24 protein-coding genes and 1 pseudogene are annotated in these 21142 nt (G+C 49.8%); 14 read left to right on the forward strand and 11 right to left on the reverse strand.

What is annotated here, in order from left to right; genetic code table 11:
• Positions 1–207: 207 nt before the first annotated feature.
• Positions 208–1896, reverse strand: a complete 1689-nt coding sequence (locus tag AC3DOM_RS01550) for a DAK2 domain-containing protein (RefSeq protein WP_487917263.1) — start codon at positions 1894–1896, stop codon at positions 208–210.
• Positions 1897–1962: 66 nt separating this feature from the next.
• A complete protein-coding gene (locus AC3DOM_RS01555; protein ID WP_487917264.1) occupies positions 1963–2319 on the reverse strand; it encodes an Asp23/Gls24 family envelope stress response protein in 357 nt (118 codons plus the stop codon).
• A gap of 122 nt (positions 2320–2441) precedes the next feature.
• Here AC3DOM_RS01555 and rpmB point away from each other — a divergent pair, with 122 nt between their 5' ends.
• Entirely contained in the window at positions 2442–2627 is a 186-nt protein-coding gene (gene rpmB / locus AC3DOM_RS01560; protein WP_487917265.1) for a 50S ribosomal protein L28, read from the forward strand.
• Between the two features lie 52 nt (positions 2628–2679).
• On the opposite strand, the gene rpe is transcribed toward rpmB, so the two are convergent.
• The 3 genes from rpe to AC3DOM_RS01575 are packed head-to-tail and all read right to left on the reverse strand — an operon-like array spanning position 2680 to position 4765.
• Positions 2680–3345, reverse strand: a complete 666-nt coding sequence (gene rpe, locus AC3DOM_RS01565; protein WP_487917266.1) for a ribulose-phosphate 3-epimerase — start codon at positions 3343–3345, stop codon at positions 2680–2682.
• 18 nt (positions 3346–3363) lie between these two features.
• Positions 3364–3630 (reverse strand): DUF2442 domain-containing protein, encoded by a 267-nt coding sequence (locus AC3DOM_RS01570; RefSeq protein WP_487917267.1) that lies wholly within the window; start codon positions 3628–3630, stop codon positions 3364–3366.
• A 10-nt stretch (positions 3631–3640) separates the two neighbouring features.
• Positions 3641–4765, reverse strand: coding sequence for a protein kinase domain-containing protein (locus AC3DOM_RS01575; RefSeq protein ID WP_487917268.1), 1125 nt, complete (start codon positions 4763–4765; stop codon positions 3641–3643).
• Between the two features lie 83 nt (positions 4766–4848).
• Here AC3DOM_RS01575 and coaBC point away from each other — a divergent pair, with 83 nt between their 5' ends.
• The 9 genes and pseudogenes from coaBC to AC3DOM_RS01620 all read left to right on the forward strand — a co-directional run bounded on the left by coaBC (position 4849) and on the right by AC3DOM_RS01620 (position 11128).
• Complete coding sequence (gene coaBC, locus AC3DOM_RS01580; protein ID WP_487917269.1) at positions 4849–6066, forward strand: bifunctional phosphopantothenoylcysteine decarboxylase/phosphopantothenate--cysteine ligase CoaBC; 1218 nt, start codon at positions 4849–4851, stop codon at positions 6064–6066.
• Positions 6067–6801, forward strand: a complete 735-nt coding sequence (locus tag AC3DOM_RS01585) for a metallophosphoesterase family protein (protein ID WP_487917270.1) — start codon at positions 6067–6069, stop codon at positions 6799–6801.
• A 110-nt stretch (positions 6802–6911) separates the two neighbouring features.
• A complete protein-coding gene (locus AC3DOM_RS01590) occupies positions 6912–7841 on the forward strand; it encodes a DUF4349 domain-containing protein (protein ID WP_487917271.1) in 930 nt (309 codons plus the stop codon).
• 107 nt (positions 7842–7948) lie between these two features.
• On the forward strand, positions 7949–8659 hold the full coding sequence (gene rsmG, locus AC3DOM_RS01595; protein ID WP_487917272.1) for a 16S rRNA (guanine(527)-N(7))-methyltransferase RsmG: 711 nt from the start codon (positions 7949–7951) through the stop codon (positions 8657–8659).
• 103 nt (positions 8660–8762) lie between these two features.
• Positions 8763–9785: a sugar phosphate nucleotidyltransferase gene (locus tag AC3DOM_RS01600; RefSeq protein ID WP_487917273.1), complete on the forward strand. Its 1023-nt coding sequence runs from the start codon at positions 8763–8765 to the stop codon at positions 9783–9785.
• A 34-nt stretch (positions 9786–9819) separates the two neighbouring features.
• Complete coding sequence (locus AC3DOM_RS01605) at positions 9820–10206, forward strand: hypothetical protein (RefSeq protein WP_487917274.1); 387 nt, start codon at positions 9820–9822, stop codon at positions 10204–10206.
• Between the two features lie 21 nt (positions 10207–10227).
• Positions 10228–10575: a TfoX/Sxy family protein gene (locus tag AC3DOM_RS01610; RefSeq protein ID WP_487917275.1), complete on the forward strand. Its 348-nt coding sequence runs from the start codon at positions 10228–10230 to the stop codon at positions 10573–10575.
• A 71-nt stretch (positions 10576–10646) separates the two neighbouring features.
• Positions 10647–10802, forward strand: a pseudogene (locus tag AC3DOM_RS01615) (type II toxin-antitoxin system RelE/ParE family toxin); the annotation flags it as partial.
• 20 nt (positions 10803–10822) lie between these two features.
• Positions 10823–11128 (forward strand): HigA family addiction module antitoxin, encoded by a 306-nt coding sequence (locus AC3DOM_RS01620; protein WP_487917276.1) that lies wholly within the window; start codon positions 10823–10825, stop codon positions 11126–11128.
• 143 nt (positions 11129–11271) lie between these two features.
• Here the strand turns inward: AC3DOM_RS01620 and AC3DOM_RS01625 are convergent, their stop codons facing one another.
• Together AC3DOM_RS01625 and AC3DOM_RS01630 are read right to left on the reverse strand one after the other, a co-directional pair.
• Positions 11272–12258 (reverse strand): hypothetical protein, encoded by a 987-nt coding sequence (locus tag AC3DOM_RS01625; protein WP_487917277.1) that lies wholly within the window; start codon positions 12256–12258, stop codon positions 11272–11274.
• A 164-nt stretch (positions 12259–12422) separates the two neighbouring features.
• Positions 12423–14705, reverse strand: a complete 2283-nt coding sequence (locus AC3DOM_RS01630; protein WP_487917278.1) for a glycosyltransferase family 39 protein — start codon at positions 14703–14705, stop codon at positions 12423–12425.
• 256 nt (positions 14706–14961) lie between these two features.
• On the opposite strand from AC3DOM_RS01630, the gene AC3DOM_RS01635 reads away from it, so the two are divergent.
• The 4 genes from AC3DOM_RS01635 to AC3DOM_RS01650 are packed head-to-tail and all read left to right on the forward strand — an operon-like array spanning position 14962 to position 18582.
• The gene (locus tag AC3DOM_RS01635) at positions 14962–16737 is read left to right on the forward strand and encodes a tetratricopeptide repeat protein (RefSeq protein WP_487917279.1); all 1776 of its coding nucleotides are present in this window, start codon (positions 14962–14964) and stop codon (positions 16735–16737) included.
• 33 nt (positions 16738–16770) lie between these two features.
• Positions 16771–17727 (forward strand): diacylglycerol/lipid kinase family protein, encoded by a 957-nt coding sequence (locus AC3DOM_RS01640; RefSeq protein WP_487917280.1) that lies wholly within the window; start codon positions 16771–16773, stop codon positions 17725–17727.
• A complete protein-coding gene (locus AC3DOM_RS01645; RefSeq protein ID WP_487917281.1) occupies positions 17727–18200 on the forward strand; it encodes an SH3 domain-containing protein in 474 nt (157 codons plus the stop codon). Before AC3DOM_RS01640 ends, AC3DOM_RS01645 begins: the two co-directional genes overlap by 1 nt.
• A gap of 46 nt (positions 18201–18246) precedes the next feature.
• Positions 18247–18582 carry a gamma-butyrobetaine hydroxylase family protein gene (locus AC3DOM_RS01650; protein WP_487917282.1) on the forward strand — a complete coding sequence of 112 codons (336 nt, stop codon included), beginning with the start codon at positions 18247–18249 and terminating at the stop codon, positions 18580–18582.
• A 155-nt stretch (positions 18583–18737) separates the two neighbouring features.
• Here the strand turns inward: AC3DOM_RS01650 and AC3DOM_RS01655 are convergent, their stop codons facing one another.
• From AC3DOM_RS01655 to AC3DOM_RS01670, 4 genes are all read right to left on the reverse strand, one after another.
• A complete protein-coding gene (locus AC3DOM_RS01655) occupies positions 18738–18941 on the reverse strand; it encodes a hypothetical protein (RefSeq protein ID WP_487917283.1) in 204 nt (67 codons plus the stop codon).
• A 151-nt stretch (positions 18942–19092) separates the two neighbouring features.
• The gene (locus tag AC3DOM_RS01660; protein ID WP_487917284.1) at positions 19093–20091 is read right to left on the reverse strand and encodes a hypothetical protein; all 999 of its coding nucleotides are present in this window, start codon (positions 20089–20091) and stop codon (positions 19093–19095) included.
• A gap of 36 nt (positions 20092–20127) precedes the next feature.
• Positions 20128–20586 carry an aminoglycoside 6'-N-acetyltransferase gene (gene aac(6') / locus AC3DOM_RS01665; protein ID WP_487917285.1) on the reverse strand — a complete coding sequence of 153 codons (459 nt, stop codon included), beginning with the start codon at positions 20584–20586 and terminating at the stop codon, positions 20128–20130.
• Between the two features lie 28 nt (positions 20587–20614).
• Positions 20615–21100: a hypothetical protein gene (locus tag AC3DOM_RS01670; RefSeq protein ID WP_487917286.1), complete on the reverse strand. Its 486-nt coding sequence runs from the start codon at positions 21098–21100 to the stop codon at positions 20615–20617.
• Positions 21101–21142 lie beyond the last annotated feature (42 nt).

Here is a 21142-nt window from a genome sequence, read left to right on the forward strand (position 1 = left end):
CACTATCGCTGAAGCAATCTCCCTCTACGCAGAAGGGGATTGCTTCGGCAGTGAAACCGCCTCGCAATGACGAATAATGTTTGCACCGCTAATTTCGGCACTCCCCGAATTTTGATTTGTGCCATTCGTCTATTCGTAGTTTTTGTGATACAAAAATCCCGCGCTATCAGGTGACAGTGCGGGAAATCTTTATCTAAAAAATGTTTTTCATTCAATGGAAATGATCAATTGATAATGAGGCTGCCCGCCGTCCTGCATTTCGACCTCTTGATCAGGATATTTCTCCTGAATAAGATCCCCGACCCGGTTGGCTTCTGCACGAGGATAATCAGCACCAACATAGAATGTAAGCAGCTCATATTCTTCCACATCTGCTTTTTCAAGCAAACTCAGACAGGCTTCCTCAACTGAAGAGGCTGCCAGGACCAATTTCCCATCCAGCAAAGCGATGACCTGACCTGTCTCCACCTTCACATCATCAATTTCAACGGTGCGAGTGGCTGTGGTCACCTCGCCAGTATGAACGGTATCGAGGCTCTTAATCATCTTTTCTGCAATGGTTTCCAAATCGCCTTCGGGATTATGCATCAGCATTGCAGCGAGACCCTGGGGAACATTTCGACTTGGAATAACGTGGACGTCTTTAACGGTCACATCCCGGGCGGCTTGCGCGGCGAGGATGATATTCTTATTATTTGGCAGGATGATCACTTTATCGGTGGGGAGATTTTCAAAAGCGGCCAGCAATTCCTGCGTACTGGGATTCATCGTCTGCCCGCCTTCAACAATGGCAGCTACGCCCAAACTGGCAAAAATACGTGATATTCCCGGCCCTGGGGAAACAGTGACAATGGCAATCTCGCCAGGCTCAATATTGGTTAGCTCTAAACGATCGTAATCCGAACCTTTATTCAATTCATCCATTTGAGCGGCGAGATTTTCCATCGCCACGTTGGTGACCGTGCCCAATTCCATGATGTAATCAATTGGCAGGTAGCGATTCTCAAGCGGGGTGTGGATATGCATACGGTACATCCCGTCGCCTTCACCAACCTGGATGGATGTGCCCATTTCTTCAAGGGCATCATAAAATGGTTTTAAATCCAATTCTTCTTTGGGGTAAAAATCAACGACCACTTCGAAATCCTGTCCTTCTTCAACGGCGTGCATGGCTTCTTCCATATTCATTGCTGCCATCGGTTGGACGGACATCGTTGGGATATCAAGTGGCTCGCCGTAGATATAGCGCAGCATTCCTTCAAGGATCAGAAAAAGGCCCACACCACCAGAGTCAACCACGCCAGCCTGTTTGAGTACTGGCAAAAGGTTCGGGGTGCGCTCAACAGATGCATCTGCCTCGGCAACCAATTTAGCAAGTATCGCAATCGGTTCGTCAGTTTCTTTAAGAGCAGCCTCAGCAGCAGTGGCAATATCTTTGGTGACGGTTAAGATCGTTCCCTCAACAGGACGGACAACACCCTTATAGGCGGTGTCACGGGCATCGGCAAAAGCTTTCGCCATATTCGCGCCGGTTAAGACCTCCTCACCTGCAAGTCCACGAGCGATCCCGCGCCAAATCTGGGAGAGGATGACGCCCGAGTTGCCACGAGCCCCCATCAAAGCACCCTGCGAAACAGCGGCAGCCATATCCCCCACCTTGTGATGGCCGAGGTCGGCGATCTCATTATAGGCAGATTGCATCGTCAACACCATATTTGTGCCGGTATCCCCATCTGGAACGGGGAAGACGTTTAGTGCGTTAACCATTTGCTGATTGGTGCGCAGCCAGGTTAGCCCGGCTTCAACCAGTCTCTTATAAGCTTGACCATCAAAGGGTAAAGCCTGCATTACTTTTATTCTTTTTTCTCTGGCTGCCAATGCAGGGTCATCACTCATAAAAACTCCTAAAAATATAATTAAATTAAAAGATGCTTTTTATAGTACAAGCATCTTCCTATCAGGTTAATCATCATCACTGGTGCGGAGCCCGGCGACATGCACATCAATACTGTTTACCTTCAGCCCCAAAGCTTTCTCGACATTGAAGCGGACGGTATTTGCAACGCTGGTCGCCACCGAGGTGATCCGGGTCCCATATTGAATGACCACATACAGATCTATATCAATCTTGTTTCCATCATAGTGAACAGAAACACCACGGTTGGGATCCCTGGTGATTGTCTGCGCCAGGCCTGCTGCCAGATTTTTTGATGCAAACCCGACAACACCATAAGAACTTAAAGTGGCGTGGTATGCAATCGTGGCAATAGCGTTTGGTGAAACATGAATGCTGCCTAAAATAGTTTTTTCTTCGCTCATGGTTATTCCTTTACTTCATGTATTAACAAGTTCTCTTGTAGAAGGATACGATATATGGTAGAATTTCTCGCTTCGGGTGAGAGACCCGAAATCGGTATTATTTTTCTTGAAAGGATCTCAAAATGGCCGTCTGCGCTCACTGTGCAAAGAAAACAACTTTTGGTAATAGCCGCTCATTTTCCATGAAGGCGACCAAGCGAAAATTCAAACCAAACCTGCAAAAGGTGACACTTTACGAAAATGGCCTCAAGGTCAAAAAAGTACTCTGCACCAAGTGTATCAAAACTTTGGCAAAAACTGCTGCGTAAAGCTGATCAATTTGTTTTCTCAAAAGTCACGGTCCAAACCGTGATTTTTTGTTTAACCCAAAGCGGATTTTAAAATCCGTACCCCGGTCTCGATCCCATCAGGATGATTAAAGACCGCACTCCCCGCGACAAAGGCATCTGCGCCTGCACTCTGGACCCTGGGCAGGGTTCGCTCCGAGATACCGCCGTCCACCTCCAGCCAGGCATCAGGGTTAATCGCGTCCAGCACCGAGCGGATTTCCTTGATCTTGGCAAGCTGCGACTCGATAAAGGCCTGCCCACCAAAACCGGGATTAACCGTCATCACCAGCACCAGATCAACCATATCTAAAACGGGGGCAATTGCAGAAGCAGGTGTGCCTGGATTTAACGTAACCCCAGGCTTTACACCCAATCCTTTGATCTGCTGGATCGTGCGATGCAGATGCGGGCAAGTTTCAACATGCACGGTTAGCCGATCAGCCCCAGCTTTGGCAAAGGCTTCGAGCAGATTTTCGGGTTTCTCGATCATCAGATGCACATCGAGGAGCAGGTTGGTCGCTTTGCGGCAGGCTTCCACAACAACGGGGCCCATCGTCAGATTGGGGACGAAATGACCATCCATCACGTCAATATGGATCCATTCAGCACCTGCGGCCTCGCAGGCAGCGATATCCGCGCCGAGTTGTCTAAAGTCGGCGGCGAGGATCGAGGGGGCGATTACAGGAGGATTAGGCATTTATATAAATTCCAAGAGCTAATTATTTCGCGATTTTAACCATTGCTGCAGGGATTTCTGACTCTCATTGGAAGGTATCCCGGCAAGAAGGTGTTCAACACTGATATCTTCATCCAAAATCTCCCAATGAATTTCCTCTCCTCCACCGATCAAGCGCCATTTATTTCTCTCTTCACTTGTGCCATGAAGCAGGCGAGGATACCATGCCAGAGGAGCGGTAACTGTACGCCCATCTTGCAGGGTAACAACAAGTTTATCTTCTTTGTTCTCGATGTATTTAATCACAGAGTTTTCCCTACCCTATCGGCGGGTTATAAGTGAAATAAACCCACATCCAAAAGGGGATCAGCCCTCCGGCAAGGATCAATGCCAGCAAGCCCAGGCCAACGGAAGCCCAATCGATTTCGCTAAATGCAGTGTCTGGCTCATAGGCAAAATCAGGGGCATCTTCGATATCAGTCAAATGTTGATAATTGGGGGGGGCCTGCGGGGATGATACAGGCTCAGGTTCGGGAGTGTACCCGGGAATGTTGAAAGGCGGCTGCGAGATTGGGGCAGAGACCGGTACAGAAATCGGTGTCGAGACGGAATTGGCTTCACCCGTCCCAAAGGTTTCCAGCACACGCCCAAGCTGATCAGCTGTCCGGTACCGGCGGGAGGGTTCCTTGGCGAGGACTTTGGCAACGATCTGCTCCAGCGCAGGAGGGATATCAGGAATATATTCGCTCAGCGGCACGGGAATCTGGGTCATATGCAGGCGGGCCAGCGCTTCTGCATCAGAAGCCATAAAGGGCAACGTGCCAGTCAGTAATTCGTAAAGAATAACGCCCAAGGAATATACATCTGAAGCAGGTGAAGGTGCGCTGCCTGTGGCTTGCTCCGGTGAAAAATATTGCGGTGATCCCCAAACCACGTCAGTATATTCATCGTGGCGAATGGAGGCAAGAGCCCGGGCAATCCCAAAATCAGTCACTTTCAGACGGCCATCTGAGGTGACGAGCATATTATGCGGTTTGACATCGCAATGTACCAGCCCGGCCCGATGGGCATACCCGATCCCCGCACAAGCCTGTGTCATCAGGGGGATCGCGTTTTTAACAGAAACACGACCTCGTTTGCGGATGATCTTTTTCATATCGAAGCCGGGGACATATTCCATCACGATGAAGAGTTTACCCACATCGTACCCAAAATCATGTACGGTAACAATATTGGGATGCGAAAGATTCGCCGCAGCCCGCGCCTCCTGACGGAAGCGGGCACGAAATTTTTCATCATCCGAATAATCGTCTCTCAACAACTTTATGGCGACATCACGCTCCAGCTCTTTATCGCGGGCACGATAAACTGTCGCCATGCCACCATCTCCCTGGCGGTCAAGAAGTTGATATCGATCGTTAAGTAATTTTCCTTCAGCCATCGTCTGAAAATTATAACAGGTGCAGTTCAATTTGGCAGCGGGTTGCAAAGTGAATGAAAGCTTTCTTCGTTTATAATTCCCCTATGACTAACCTGAAAGATAAGCGAATTTTGCTCGGGGTGACCGGTTCCATCGCAGCCTATAAAGCGGCGGATCTGGCATCCAGACTAACCCAGGGAGGGGCACACGTGGATGTGATCCTGACCCGCGCTGCCGAGGGTTTTATCTCCCCACTTAGCTTTCAATCGTTAACCGGTAAAAAAGCCTTTACTGACAAAGAACTTTGGGGCGGCGAGGCACATGTGCTCCATGTTGGGTTGGGACATACCGCTGATCTGCTCCTGATCGCCCCATGTACAGCCAATACCCTCGCCAAACTTGCGCAGGGGCAGGCGAATGATCTGCTCTCCATCACGGCCTTGGCAGCGCAATGCCCAACCATGGTCGCCCCCGCAATGGATGTAGGCATGTACGAACATCCTGCCACACAGGAAAATGTGCGCATCCTTCAGGAACGCGACGTTTACTTTGCCGGCCCCGGCGAGGGGAGAATGGCATCCGGGCTGGTAGGGAAGGGGCGCATGGTTGAGCCTGCTGAATTAATCGGACATATTCGCTGCGTCCTGGGGATAGGCGGCAAACTCGCAGGGAAAAAGATCGTTATCACTGCCGGGGGAACACAGGAGCCAATCGACCCCGTCCGCTTTATCACAAATCGATCTTCAGGTAAACAAGGCTATGCCCTCGCCCAGGCTGCGGTTGATGCAGGCGCCGAGGTGACGCTCATCTCTACGCCCACTGCGTTGCTTCCCCCCATTGGGGCACGTCTCGTTTTGGCGCGCACAGCGCAAGATGTACTGGAGGCAGTTTTAGCCGCATCCACTGGCGCTGATGCGCTCATTATGGCGGCGGCGGTCGCTGATTTCAGACCGACAAAAGTTGCGGGGAAAAAACTCAAAAAAAGGGATGGGATTCCGCAGATCACGCTCGAGGCTGCACCCGATGTTTTGAAAAAGGTGGCAAGCCTGAAAGCAGATGCGGAACGTCCTCGTGTTGTGGTAGGATTCGCCGCAGAGAGTCGCGATTTACTTAAGAATGCCTCTGAAAAACTATCCTCAAAAAAACTGGATCTGATCGTCGCCAACGATATCTCTGCAGAGGATGCCGGTTTTGATCTGGATGATAATCGGGTAATACTGCTTTTTGCGGATGGCAAACAGGAAAAACTCTCGCTGCGTAGTAAATTTGAAGTGGCAGAAATTATCCTCTCTCAAATTGAAATATTACTGGAGAATACATAGATGCGCGTATTGGTACTTTCTGACATTCATGCAAATTACACTGCCCTTACAGCAGTGCTCAATGATGCCGAAGGGGTTGACGCTGTCTGGTGTTTGGGTGATGTGGTTGGCTATGGGCCGGATCCGAACGCCTGTGTAGAATTATTAAGCGAGCAGCCAAATGTAGTTTGCGTGCTCGGGAACCACGATGTTGCCGCGCTGGGCGATATGCCCCTCGATTCTTTTAATGGTGATGCGCGCCGCTCGCTGATTTGGCATGAGCGGGTTCTTTCGGCTGACAGTATTAAATTCCTGCGTTCCCTTCCTTCCAGGAAGGTTGAAATCAGTGAGCACGTGACCCTTGTCCACGGCAGTCCGCGCGACCCCGTCTGGGAATATATTTTGAATACGCTTTCAGCACGGTTGAATTTTGAAGAATTTAATACAGATTTTTGTTTTGTGGGGCATACGCATGTCCAGAGTATTTTCCAATTGGATCCAAATTTAAATCGTATATCATTGGATATGCCACACGTGGGGATGCCTGTTCCCTTAACCGGCCGTGCTATTCTCAACCCCGGCTCGGTCGGGCAACCCCGTGACCGTGATCCGCGTGCCGCTTATGTGATCTTCGATACAGAAGCGCTAACCTGGGAACCGCAGCGCGTTGAGTATAATATCAAATCCGTGCAGGCCCGCATTCGTGAAGCGCGTTTGCCTGAAAAACATGCCCTCAGACTGGCAGAGGGCTGGTAACTGCCAATCTCAGTCGCACTGCCAGCAGGGAAAATGTTGGGGAGGGGAACTTTTTCAAAGGACAGGCGTCTTTAGGGAAGAATATTGATCTTTCAAAAGAGGAGAAAATCATGAAACACTATTGGATTGCCATACTTGCCGCTCTCGTTTTACTAACAGGATGTGGAGCCAGGGCAGCCTCTGCCCCCTCCTACGATATGGGCATGGAGGAAAGTTTTGCTCCCGTAATGGAGATGCCCGCCGCCGCTGAGGCGATGTCTGATTCTGACGGGCGGAGTGTCTCATCGTCTGTGGAGGCCGCCCAACAGGAACGCCTCGTGATCAAAAATGCCAATCTGAGCATCACTGTTGATGATCCTGAAAAAACAATCAAGGCCATCACCAGGCTGGCAAGCTCCCTGGGCGGGCATGTCGTTTCCTCCAATACTTATCAAACCTATGCCAATAATGGTGTCAGAGTTCCCGAAGGGGAGATCACCATCCGAGTTCCCTCAGAGAGTCTGGATGATGCGCTGGAACGCATCAAGGCTGATGTTGTTGAAGTAAATTCAGAGAATGTTTCAGGCGAAGATGTTACTGATCAGTATGTTGATCTTCAATCACGGCTGAAGGCAAAAGAAGCCGCAGAAGAGAAATTGCTTGAGATCATGGATCAAGCCTACAGCACAGAGGATGTCCTCTCAGTCTACGCCCAACTACAGGTGATCCAGAGCGATATCGAAGTCCTGACCGGCCAGATCAATTATTACGAACGTTCCGCTGCACTTTCTTCAATTAGCGTGAGCGTGATCGCAGACGAAAAATCCCAGCCGATTGAAATTGGCGGCTGGAAACTTGGCGAAACGGCCAACGCAGCGGTTCAAGATTTGATCGACTATATGCAGGGCTTCGTCCAGTTTATTATTCGCTTCATCATCCTGATCCTGCCCGTATTGCTCACATTCTTCCTGCCTCTCTATCTGGTCTTCCTTGGCCTCCGGGCAATCGTGCGTCGCAATAGAAAGAAAAAAGCAGCAAAAGAAACGAAAAACGAGAAGTAACTAGCTAAATCCCCCACCCTGACCCTCCCCCGCAAGCGGGGGAGGGAAAAGTGGAAAAGGACAGATAGCCATCACGCTATCTGTCCTTTTGTTATATAATCGCCCTTATGCAAAAACTCGTCCAAAACGCGCAGGAGCTTTTCGGGATTCAACTTACCAACAAGCAGGTAATCGCATTATCCATCTATGAACGTGAGCTGCTTATCTGGAACGAAAAAATCAGTCTGACCGCGATTCGGGATGAGGAGGGGATTCGCTGCAAACATTTCCTGGATTCCTTCTCCTGCGTGCTGGCGTGGGGAGCTGACCCACCGAAAACGCTCGTGGATATTGGGACTGGTGCCGGTTTCCCGGGCATTCCCCTGAAGATACTTTATCCCCGTTTAAAACTGACCCTGGTCGAATCGGTGGCAAAGAAAGCAAATTTCTGCCGCCATATCGTTGAAACCCTGCATCTCGAAGATGTCAACGTCATCCAAAGCCGCGCCGAAACGCTTGGGCAGCATCCCAAACACCGCGAAAGCTACGATTGGGCCCTCGCCCGCGCTGTTGCCAAATTGTCAGTGCTAAGTGAATATCTTTTACCTCTGGTCAAAGTTGGCGGGACAATGCTCGCTCAAAAAGGGGAAAGTGGTCCCGCCGAAACCCATGCCGCTGAAAACGCGCTGACCATTTTGGGCGGGCATTTGCGACAGGTGATCCCGGTCACCTTGCCAAGTGTGGTTGAAGAACGATATCTTGTTCTGGCAGATAAAGTTGGCACGACCCCATCTCAATATCCGCGCAGAGAGGGTGTCCCCGCCAAAAGGGCATTGTAAAACAATAATGTGCTGTGCATCGCACCTCAGATAAAAGCTGGCGCTAGTTTAGCAAGGTGCGACGCCTTCTCATTTCACCAAATTCATAACTGGAGCAATAATCATGACTCAAACCCTAAAAATCGTCATCCCCATGGCTGGATGGGGGACGCGGATGCGCCCTCATACCTGGTCAAAACCGAAACCCCTCGTCAGCGTGGCGGGGAAAGCCTCCCTCGACCATCTGATGGATATTTTCAAAACGCTGCCTGCCGGTTTCGATGTGGAGTATATTTTCATCGTCGGACCTTATTTGGGCGAGACCCAAATTCCACCTTATATCGCCGAGCATTATCCAGAAATCAAGGCGCATTATGTGGTGCAGACCGAGATGAAGGGGCAGTCTCACGCGATCTACCTGACCAAAGAGCATCTTGGCGGGCCAATGATCATGATCTTTTCCGATACGCTCATCGAGACTGATTTCAGCTTCATTGCCGATGAAAAAATGGATGTGGTTGCCTGGGTGAAAGCTGTGCCTGATCCCCGTCGCTTTGGGGTGGCCGTTACTGATGCGGAAGGCAAAGTCACACATTTGGTGGAGAAACCTGAGACAATCGAGAATAATCTTGCGGTGGTCGGCTGTTATTATTTTAGAGAAAGCGCCGATTTGGTCACTGCAATCGATAAGCAAATCGAACTCAATGTGACGCTTAAAAACGAATTTTTCCTCGCCGATGCGATAAACATCATGCTCGAAAAGGGGGCAAATGCCCGTGCTGAAACTGTTGACCTTTGGCTGGATACTGGCACAATTGACGCCACCCTCGAAACAAATGCGACCATGTTGGAAGGAGCAAGTGTTGGAAGCTTCGAAGGTGAGGGGGTAAAGATTGTTGAGCCTGTCTACATCCACCATTCTGCGCAAGTCAGCTATTCGAAGATCGGACCCAATGTCTCGATTGGGGCAGATTGCATTATCAGCCAGAGCGAGATTTCAGACAGTATCATCGAGCGGGAGACGAATATCCACTCCTCGGTGTTGACTCATTCCTTGATCGGGAAGCAAGCCTACGTCGAGGGGTGTGGCGAGGGCGAAGCCCCTTCCACCTTAAATATCGGCGATAATTCGGTCATCAAGAAGTAGAAAAAGGACATTTTCAAGACAAAAGGAGAATGGAATGGATCGAAAAAAAGGTTGGATCATTTTAGCTCATGCTTTTATCGGTTGGGCACTCTGCGGGGCAACGATGGGAATTGGCATGGCGACTGTCTCAATGGAGATCACATTAATAGTACATGCCATAGGAGCGCCAATATTTTTTACACTGATCTCGTTGAACTATTTCAAAAAATTTAACTATACTCCGCCTCTGCAAACAGCGCTGATTTTTGTTTCCTTTGTAATTCTTGTCGATTTCTTTCTGGTGGCATTGATCATCAATCGAAGCTTGGATATGTTTAGAAGCGTATTGGGAACCTGGATTCCCTTTATATTGATATTCACATCAACCTATCTGACCGGGACCTTCACGGCAAAGAAATCAGACAACGAAATCTTAGCGTAAGCGGATTTTGGCAAAGAGTAAATGGCCGAACCATTCTTGAGCCTCCTGAAAGAAATTGTTGAAAGGCTGAAACCGCTCCAAATTGACGGGGTAATGCTCGAAACCAAACACTTCTTCAGTGGCGCGGCCCTGTATGCCAATGGAAAAATCTTCGCATCGTTAAGCCCGGCAGGCTTCGCGATCAAGCTTCCTCCGGACAGAAGAAAGAAACTTATTGAGGGCTGCAAAGGCAAGGAGTTCAGGTTCTTTCCCAAAGGGCCGATCAAAAAAGAATATCTGGCTCTTTCAGATTTGATAATTTCAGATAATGCAGCGCTTCGGGAGTTGATCGAGTCGAGTGTAAATTACGCGCTTGGGGTGGAAAGCTAACCTTTAAGCCCTTCTAAAAATTATGCTACGCTTCTCCACATCTGCTTTTAATCTCATGCCGCCTAATAGATATAAATGATTTGCGAGTTCCGCCAGCAAATCGTTTGGAAAAATTGAAGGGAGATCGAGAAGGTCAATACAGCATCCGGATCAACGATCAATGGAGAATATGTTTTGATTGGGCAGATGGCGATGTGCTGAATGTAGAAATCGTTGATTATCATTAACAGTATAGGAAAATGAGAAAATGTCTGAAAACAAACTAAACCCTGTTCACCCCGGTGAAGTATTATTGGAAGAATTTCTAAAGCCAATGGAACTGAGTCAAAATCGTTTGGCGATAGAAATTGGTGTACATGCCAGACGTATCAATGAAGTTGTATTGGGAAAACGACGCATCACAGCTGATACAGCATTACGGTTGGCGAGATTTTTTGGTATGTCGCCACAATTTTGGATGGGGCTACAAAGCGATTATGATTTGGATGTTGCACAAGATATATTGGGAGATCGTCTACAAAAAGAAGTTCGAGAATATTCGTTTGCAGGATAGAACGAAGCCCAATCAAACCCAACGCAACTTGTGAGCGTCCCGCAGGTTTATCTTTTCCGCAGACCTGTTTCATTGGAACTTGCGGGACGATACTCAGATAAAAACAACTGAGTTTAGTAAATATCAATAAGGCGCTTGTTCTTTTACTCTATTGCTTTATATTTATCAACTACCTGGGGTATGGTTTGCCAGATTATATCGCCGCTTTCGATATAAGGCTGGACCCTCTCATAGAAAGTTTTTAAGATTTCTTCATCCAATTGCGAACCGAGGCTCCAGATGAAAAATAGGGAGTGGAATTCATCTGGCTCACGAGCTGCAAGGGCATCTTCGATGATCTGCATATCACAATGGGCTGTGCCGCCTTCCATGGTGCAGGGCAAACTTCCTGCGGCATGGAGGAGCAGAAGCCCTTCGTCGGCTGGAGTCGTCCAGTTTCTGCCATCTGCTGCTCGCCAGGGGCGGAGCAGATCAGGTATCTCGCCGGGATAAGCATCGTGACATTTCGCAGGTGATTCGCAGGCGCGTATTTCGGCAGATTGTTCCTCAAGTGGGAGAGATTTCAGACAATATTCCACTGTGCCGGTAGCGGCTTCATAACCGGCATCCAGCGCGGCTGTGACCCAATCCATTGTGGAACAAATCCCCGAAACATGTGTGACGGGGATGCCCATCGATTCCATTTCCAGACGCATTTTTTTCATATCCCGCGTTAATTTAGCTTGTCCACCGGGGGCATTCGGATTGCCACCCAGATCAGCGTGGACACCGATCCCATCGCCGCGCTGATACAGTTGCCACAAGATATTCGAATCAAATTCTGCGCTTGGAGCGATCAGGCTGGCTGTCTCCCAGGTGAAAGGCATCCCATAGCTGTTTGCGAGGTCTGAATAACCAAGGATGATCTGGCTATATTTCTCATAGACCGCCTGATCAAAACCAACCTTATCGTTACCAAGTTTCCAACCTTCCAAATGAACGGAGAAACCTAAATAGAGCGGAGGTAATTCTCCCTGCTCCATTGGATCCTGTGGTTCGGGCAGCTTGCTATCTTCCGCAAGCAAACCACCAAATGAACAGGCTACGGAAAAAAACAACATGAGAGATAAAAATAGAGATGTGTATTTCATATTCTTGCTCCTTTTATTTAAAAACCACCAATTTTTTTTCAGCACAAAATTCCAGATAAAAGATGCTGCTGTTGCCAAACCCATCGCAACTTATGAGCGTCCCGCAGGTTTATTTTTGCGCAGACCTGATGCATGGGAACCTGCGGGACGATACCGCGATGGTGTTATTGAGCGCAGTCATAAAGCACTTCATTCTGGGATGGAGAACGCAGCCCCACGTTTTGTTGATTCTGCGCCCGTTGGGGTTGCTCCTGCTGGGATCCCACCCCCGGTACGCTCACCGGGAGGCAGGATTCCGTCACCCAGGCAGCGATGTCGCGATGTGAGTTGCCGATATTTTCGCTGTATAAGATGTAGCGCAATTCTCCATTTGCGACCATCTCCGCGACACCCGCCGCATCAATGACCTGATCTCTGCCGCTGAAACCGCCAAAGGTCAGTACGGGGCGTCCCGTTTCGAGGATATAGGGGGCCGCACTGCGGGCATTGACCGTAGCTAATAAATAACTCTCGGGATCGGTATTTGCCAGCAGAAATTCCATGATCGCTTCCTCATTGCCCGACATGACCGTGTTATTTGGGGTCATGAAGCTTGTCGGCTGGGTATCATTGAGCGTGGCTGTCGGCAAGGCAACGTTGGGATTTTCCTCCGTAGCCACCATCACAGACCAGGTGAGGGGGGCGGCCAGCATCGCCAGTAAGATGAGGGTCAGGGCGGCAGCGCGCGCCCATGCGGAGTTGTTGATCAGCAGTATTCCTGTCCCGACCAATGCGGTGACGATGGCGAGGGGTAGCAACCAATTTGCAGTGTCATAGCCGCTCAACATGAATCCCTGGAAGCCAAGTGTGATCATGATCAGCAGGGTCAGCGTTCCCAGTGCGAGCCAGCGATTGCGCTTGAAAAGCTGTGCGACCGACCAGAAGGCCATCCCGACCAGGGCAGCCAGGGCTGGCCCCATCATGATCAGGTAGTAGCGGTGGAAAAGCCCGGTAGTGAAAGAGAAGTAAGCTATCACGGGGAGCAGCCAGCCTGCCCAAAGTACGAGGGCAAGATATTTCTTTTTCTTTGTAGTAACCGCTTCAGCGGTTGGACGACTAAAGTCGTCACTACGAAGAAATACTGTGATAGCTGTCAACAAAATACTGATCAAGGCGAGGGGCAAAACCCAGGAAGCTTCGGTAACCAAAGGTTCGCTGAAAAGTCGGAAGAGTCCTGCCTGGCCGGTCTCGCCGCCATTCCGGCCACCATCAGGAGCATTGCCATCATTCCCCTGAGGGGAATTGGCTGCTAACTGACCATCAGATTGGGGCGCGGGGCGATCATTGGGAGCGCAGACCAGATCATTTTGCTGCGTGGTGCGGCAGGTACCTTCCACATCACGATTGGGAAGATTTATCGTACAGGCCTCACCCACGCTAAGACCAAGACAGGCATCCAGGGCTTCCTGGGGAGGCTGCCGATCTGACGGAGGCGAATTTCCCTGCGGGCGTATCTGAGATTGTCCGGAATCAGTCGAAAGCTGACGGGGCTGTCCATCTCCATCCGCTTGTGCGATCCGCTGTCCATCATCCACAGGAGGCTGGGGACGAGTACCATCGTTTCCACCATCGAGGCCTTGATTATCGTTTAATCCCAAGCGGGAGAGACCATTATGACCAACGATCAATTCCATCACAGTGTTGTTATCACTGCTACCGATAAAAGGTCTGTTTTCTTCAGGGACAAGATCAACAACGAGGGCCCAGGACAGTGAAACTGCAACGAGCAGAATGGTTGCCACACCAAGATGCCAGATGCGGGTAAGCCAGCCCTGTTTTGCCCCGAAGAAATAGAGCGCGTAAAGGGCGGGGACGATCATATAAGCCTGAAGCATTTTGATATTAAAGCCCAATCCAACGATGAAGGCACCCAACAATAAATAACGGAACTTGCCACTCTCAACCGATTTCCAGACCGCCCAAACAGCGAGTAGCAACACAAAAACGAGCAGCCCGTCGATGGTGTTATTCCGTTCGGTAGAAATGGTCACAGGGACAACTGCCAGCGTGAGTGCAGCGACGAGACCTGCCGCGGTGTTGACTTGCTCTTTGACAAGATAATAGACGAGACCAATTGAACCGATTCCAGCCAAAGCGTTGGGGAGGGCAAGGGAGAAACCGTTCAGGCCAAGCAAAGCCGCCGAAAAAGACTGCACCCAAAATCCCAGCGGAGGTTTATCAACAGTGACGGAACCGCCCGGTTCAAAGGCGCCGAAAAAGAAATTTGACCAGGAGGAGAGCATCGACTTGACCGTCGCGGCATAATAGGTATTGCCAATGCTATATGCGCCTAACTCATAGAGACGCAAAAATGCACCCAACGAAATGATGAGGGTCAGTGCGATCGCAATCAGCAATTTATTGCGGCGGGAGGTTTTTGGGGAGAGAATGGTTGTTCCTGTGGACATGGGAGACTCCAGACTTTAGACTTTAGACTTTAGACTTTAGACTTTAGATTTCAGACTTCATATCTCGTGAATGACCACAGTATAGAAAAAAGTTGTTCAGAAGTTGTTTAGATTTGATTGTGATCATGTAAATCAAGCATCCTGATAAGGGGCATCGCATTTTTCAAAACCATGCATAGGCTGCCCTAAAACTGAAATCCCCCATCAGACCATAGACTATCTTGCCCCTTCCATGACCCTGTGCTAAACTCAGTCCATGGCTGAAGACACCATGCTCCATGAGGCAATTGATGCAATTCGCCGGGGAAATAAAAAGCTGGCGAAGGATTTACTCACGCGCCTGCTCAAGGCAGATCAGCATAACGCCACTTATTGGGTCTGGATGAGCGCGGCAGTCGAGACAAAAAAAGAACGCCTCTTCGCCCTGCAAACCGCTCTGCGCTCCGACCCGGAAAATGCAGCCGCCAAACGCGGACTGGTTTTGCTCGGTGCAATGCCCCCGGATGAGAGCATAGAGCCTTTTCCCCTCAATCGCCCCCGCCTGTGGGAGGAGGAACTTTCCCGGGAAGAGGAAGAGAAAAAAACAAAGGGATTCAAAGGATTCGTCAGAAATCCATTTGTTCGTTTAGCGGGCGTTCTGGTCGTCGTCGTCGGCATTATTGGGCTTGCCATCTTTGGTCTTACACAACGTAAACCCGCCGCCCGCCCCAATACAATTACACCAGGTCCCTCCCCAACCTACACCCCCACGCCTACAGCCTTAAACGCCAAACCAAAAAACACCCCCGCCTTCATTGGGCCAACACCCCTGTGGGCTTTACTGGATGCGACCTATACGCCGACACCACTTTATGTTGATACACCGCGCGCGCCTGAGGCAAGTGATTATGGTCACGCAGTCGATGCTGCCTATAGGGATGAAGATTGGGAGGCAATGATCTCTGCGCTGGAAGAAGTTGCGGAACTCGAACCCTATAAAGCAGACCCGCAATACTATATCGGTGAGGCCTATCGCTTTATGGGCAATAATGCCAAAGCCTTCAACGCTTATCAGAAAGCCATCGATATCGATCCAGATTTTGGTCCCGGCTATGTCGGGAAAGCCCGTGTGCTTCGCTATATCAATGGGAACGCAAATATCCGCCCGATCCTTGACGATGCAATCGCAAAAGACCCCTTCTTTGCCGAAGCATATTGGGAGAGAGCAGATTATTGGTTAGAGAAAAAAGATTATGAAAAAGCCCACGAAGATCTCGAAGAAGCACGGCAGCTTGCCCCAAATTCGCCAATTGTTTATCACCATCTTGCCAGGGTTTATTTAGCACAGGAAGAATTTGAAGATGCTATTGAAGCAGCAGAAACAGCCCTCGAACTCGACCGCACCCGACTGGAGGCTTTCCTCCTGCTTGGGCAACTTTATGAAGCAAACGATCAACTTGCCAAAGCCGCAGAAATTCTGGAAATCTATGTGCTCTACGAAGAGGAGGATGTCAAAGCGCTCACCATCCTCGGCGGGGCATATTATTCGGCAGGCGATTACGATTTGGCTATTGAAACCCTCGACAATGCCCTAAAAATAAGTCGGTTTTATGGCAAAGCCCGCCTCTATCGAGGCCTGACTTATCTTGCCCTCAAAGATGGAAAAAATGCGGTTTATGATCTCAATGAGGCACGCATTGCCTTACCCGATTCCTTTGAAGCCAGCATTTCCCTGGCGCAGGCGCATATCCTCGAAGAACATTACGGCGATTGCTTTATTCAGGTGGAACGCTCCCGCCCCTTGGCGGAGAACGAGTTCGAAGAAGTATCCATTCACTATTGGCGTGCAATTTGCCATGAAGGACGAGATGATATTCCTGCCGCCCTCAAAGACTGGGAAGCCATTCTTGATCTTCCTTTCAGTGCTGAAGCCAGCCTGATGCGCTCAGAAGCACGCGAACATCTCAAGGCACTATATACCCCGACCCCAACCAGTACAACAGGACCAACACCAACGAAGACGCCCAGCCCCACTCAAACCCCAACACCATAATCTGACAGCTAAAATCTGCTTTATAATCCATCCATGCGTTCAGCCCAGATTTTATATAATCCTACGTCGGGACTATTTCCCGTAGCACCAGCAATCCCCTCTGCTGAGCGTGCCTTGCGTGCCGCAGGGTGGGCGGTCGATTCCGTCGAAACGCGCTCAGGGGAACATGCCACTGAATTAGCAGCAGATGCCGCAGCGAGGGGCATCCACGCTGTTTTCGCTGTAGGTGGGGATGGCACCATTGGGCAAGTTGCCAGCGGATTACTCGGCTCAAAAACTGCCTTGGGCATCCTTCCTGCAGGCACCGCAAATGTCTGGGGCAAAGAGTTAGGGATGCAACCCTTCTCGTGGATTGCACGCAATGCCCTTGAAGAAAATGCCACCCTTCTCGCAGACGCCCCCATTTACGCGGTAGATGTGGGGATCTGCAACCAACAGCCCTTTTTAATGTGGGCAGGCCTCGGGCTGGATGCGATCACCGTCCAAAAAATTGAGCCGCGCCTGCGTTTTGAAAAATTCTTCACAGTGCCCGAATATGCTGCCTCCATCATCCTGACTGCCACTCATTGGCGCGGTATTTCTCTGCGTTTCTGGGCAGATGACGAGAAGATCGAAGGAAATTATGTTCTCGCCGTGATCAACAATATCCGTCATTATATGGGCGGGTTGACCAATCTTTCACCTGACGCGATGCTTGATGACGGGCTATTTGATCTGTGGCTTTTTTCAGGAAAAAACCTGGGAGATGCCCTGCGTCCTGTTTTCGAGATGTGGAGTGGGAAGCACATTAATTCCGCCACCACGCGTCGGATTTCCTTTAAAAAATTGCGCATCGAAGCCGATACGGCTTTCGCCGTGCAAACGGATGGCGAGCCTCGCTTTGATACCAAAGTTGCCGAGATCAGCGTCCAAACACGCTCATTAAGGGTATTGATGCCCCCTAATTCTCTGGATGCGCTTTCACAAGAGCCTGTAAAAGGTTACCTCTGATGAAATTAAATTTGATCAATCGCTGGGTTGTATTGGGCGCGCTGGGAATTGCCGCCGCCCTCTTATTCGTCAGTCTTCTGATCGGATTTGGCTTTGCGGCGACCCCGGCAGTGGGAGAGGGTTTGCAGCTTGCCGATCTGACAGTGATCCCCGGCCCCACGTCAACGCCCCGCATCGTTGCGACGTCCACACATGATCCCGCTTTGGGAACAGCCACCCCGCTCCCCGGTGTGATCGCATTACACGGCTATGTCCAGATCAGCGGCACCGATGGCGAAGGCCTCCGCCTGCGAAAAGATCCCGGGCTTAACGGAGAGCCGCTCTTTCTCGGTTTCGACTCAGAAGTTTTCCAGATCGTTGACGGACCCCAGGAAGTGGATGGCTATACCTGGTGGTCTCTGGTTGCCCCCTATGATAATACCCGATCTGGCTGGGCAGCTTCGGCGTTTTTGGAATCCATTCCTTCGCCGTAAATTAGAGGGGCGTGTCTCAGACTCGCCCATACAATAAAGGAAAAATATGACCCCAAAACCAACTGCAATTGATGCAAGCCGAAAGAAAAAAGAACTCACCCTAAACTGGGATGATGGTCATACCAGTGTTTACTCTTTCTCCTTGCTGCGTGCAGCCTGCCCCTGCGCAGAATGCCGTGGCGGGCACGATAATATGGGCAAAGAGCCTGAACCTGAACTATTCGACACCCCGATCACAGATACAAAAGAAACCCAACTGAAGGATGTCGTTGCGACCGGTTCCTACGGCATTTCCATCCTCTGGGAGGATGGGCACGATTATGGCATCTATAACTGGCATTTTTTGCGGGCCTTATGCCCATGCGATGAATGCCGAGGTTGAGAAAAGCAAAACTTCCGAAGTTTTCAGTACTTCGAGAGTTTTTATTACTGATCTTACACAAGTTCCTCCCCCGCTCACGGGGGAGGAACTTTTATTTTGCAAAAGATTTTTTATGGACAAAAGACGCTGTCTTATCGCTTAAAGCCCTGACCGCGTTATGAAAACGTCCCAGACAAGGTTTCAAAACGGTGCCCCCTGCGTTGGTCATCCTTATAAAAGGCCAGATAGCTGGTGATCTGATAAGGAACAAACTTTTGTTCATGCGGTTTATGGATCGCCAGATCGAAATAGGTATGCCAGGTCCCGGAGTTGAAGTAGATCTGATCGTCATCTACAGTGCGTTTTTCTTCTGTATCCAAAGGAACTATCTCGTGATAATGCGTATGCCCATAGACAATATAGTTAACCCTCTTATCAAGAAACGCCGGTTCTTCGAGGGCCTTCTTTGCATAAGAAATCTTGCCTCCCCAGATTTCTTCCTGAATCCATAAGGCCCAATCGTTCAGCGTTTTAAAATGGGGTTCGTTTGGAAATTTGTAGGGCGATCTGGAGTTTATCTACCGTATCAAATTTGAATTTCCTGTCGGCATCGCGGACTACTTTCAGCCGAAGGAACTCATCACCCAGTTGCTCCCACAGATCCTTGATCGCCTTTTGCATACGATCCGGTAAATGGTTATGCCTGACCTGGCTGCTCACCCAAAGTCCGGTGGCCAAGGCCGGGCGCACTCGGCTCAGTTCCCTCAAATTCTCGATCATCTCGGGTGGAATATCATCGAGGTGTTTCTCAACCTCGAGGGGAAAACGGTTCAGCATTTCAACGGTGAAAACATCTCCCAATGCCGAGTTGATCCTTCCTTCCTCAGCATCATAATTAAAGCTATCGTAGCAATCTCCATGCCGGGCATAGACTTTATACTCCGCCAGTTTTTCCGCCAGATCAGGATCATCTTCAAGACGAAAAGGGAAGGGGGAAGAATTCTGAGATAAACTCAACGCGTCCACGACCTCAGCCCGTATCTCGTCAAAGGCCGTGCCGGGAATGCCATAATACCAATCATGGTTTCCGATCATATAATGCAAGTGAACATCAACGGAGACCCAATCTATGCTTTCCTCCCAGCCGCGTTGCCTTTGAAGAGCCTGGGGAATGATTACATCCAGTTGACGCAAAACTTTTACGGACTTCGCATTTTCTTTCAGGATCGCTCGCGTAATTTCTTTTAGTTTTTCTGCATAAGCGGGCTTATTTCGATCAGTCCAGGGGCGGGTGTATTCAGGCGTATCAACTTCAGTGTCCAGCCAAAGGGTGGAGTGAAGCGGATCGAGAATATCGCCAAGCAGCAAAATATGGATCTGCTCAATGGGGCGATAGACGCCATCCTCCCGCCACGAGGCTCGCATCGCCATTTTGTCAAGCCTTTCTTCAAAAACATTAAAGGCATCGGATGAAATTGATTTCCCGCATGTGCCGTCACCCAAATGAAGATCACTGATAATGATGAGCATCTTTTTCTCCTGAATTCTCCGCCCATTATAGCTTGATTAAGAAAGCTTTTTGGAAAAATGAACTAGCCGCACTGTTTCTCTATACCCCAGCGCGAGATGCGCCTGGATGCTGGTCTCGTTATCCAGCCAGGTATCGGATGCGATCTCAGCCCAACCCTGCTCCCGTACCCAGTCTTCTGCGGCCATCACGAGCATTTTCCCCACACCCTGCCCACGGATACGTTTATCCACATACCAGCCTTCGATATAGCCAACCGGACTGCTCTTGCATCCCTCGGCATAGTTGCGCTGACCAACCTCTATAAAGCCATAAAGAATATTCCTGGTATCTTCAGCAACAAAGGTCGCGTTTGACGATTCAGAGAGCCACGCGTCCATCTCAGCGCGCATCCTGGTTTCAGAATGATCCGGCCACAATGAGAGACGCATCTGCAGCCACATATCTGTATCCTCTTTTCGAAGTGGACGAATTATGATTTTCTCTTGATCAGCCATGAGTTATTTTCGTTCAGCATTCCCATATCTATTTTTTGAATATGGCCTTTAATTGTGAGACGGCCATAGCAATCGTGAAAAAGGCCATCAATAGACCGCCGCCGCCAAACATGATCCGCCCCATGCTCACGTTACCCGAGCCACTGGTGGTGATCGGGCCAATTGTCGTACTGGAGGTGAATTCACGCTCACCAGGGCCAAAACCCACCCACAGAAAAACGGAGGAGAAGAGCACCATTAACGTCATCCCAAAAAGAAACTGGAGCCAAAGATAAAGCCTGGTTTGCATGCCCTCAAGGCCGAAACCGCCCTGGAGAGCTGCCATAATACCTGCGATCATAAACACGCCGCCTACAGCCGCCAAAACCCAGCGCGGAGCGTGGATGGAGCTTGGATCTGCATGGATAATATCGGCAGCGACGAGAACAACCAAGCTGCCCACCAGAAAGAATATCCCACCAAAGGCCATGCTTCCGAGGAGCCCTTGCGGGCCATTGGACGAATTATTGCTCATATTTTGATCCTCCTTTGTATGGGTATTTTACATGGAAAAAGA

This window comes from Candidatus Desulfolinea nitratireducens (genome assembly GCF_982879505.1).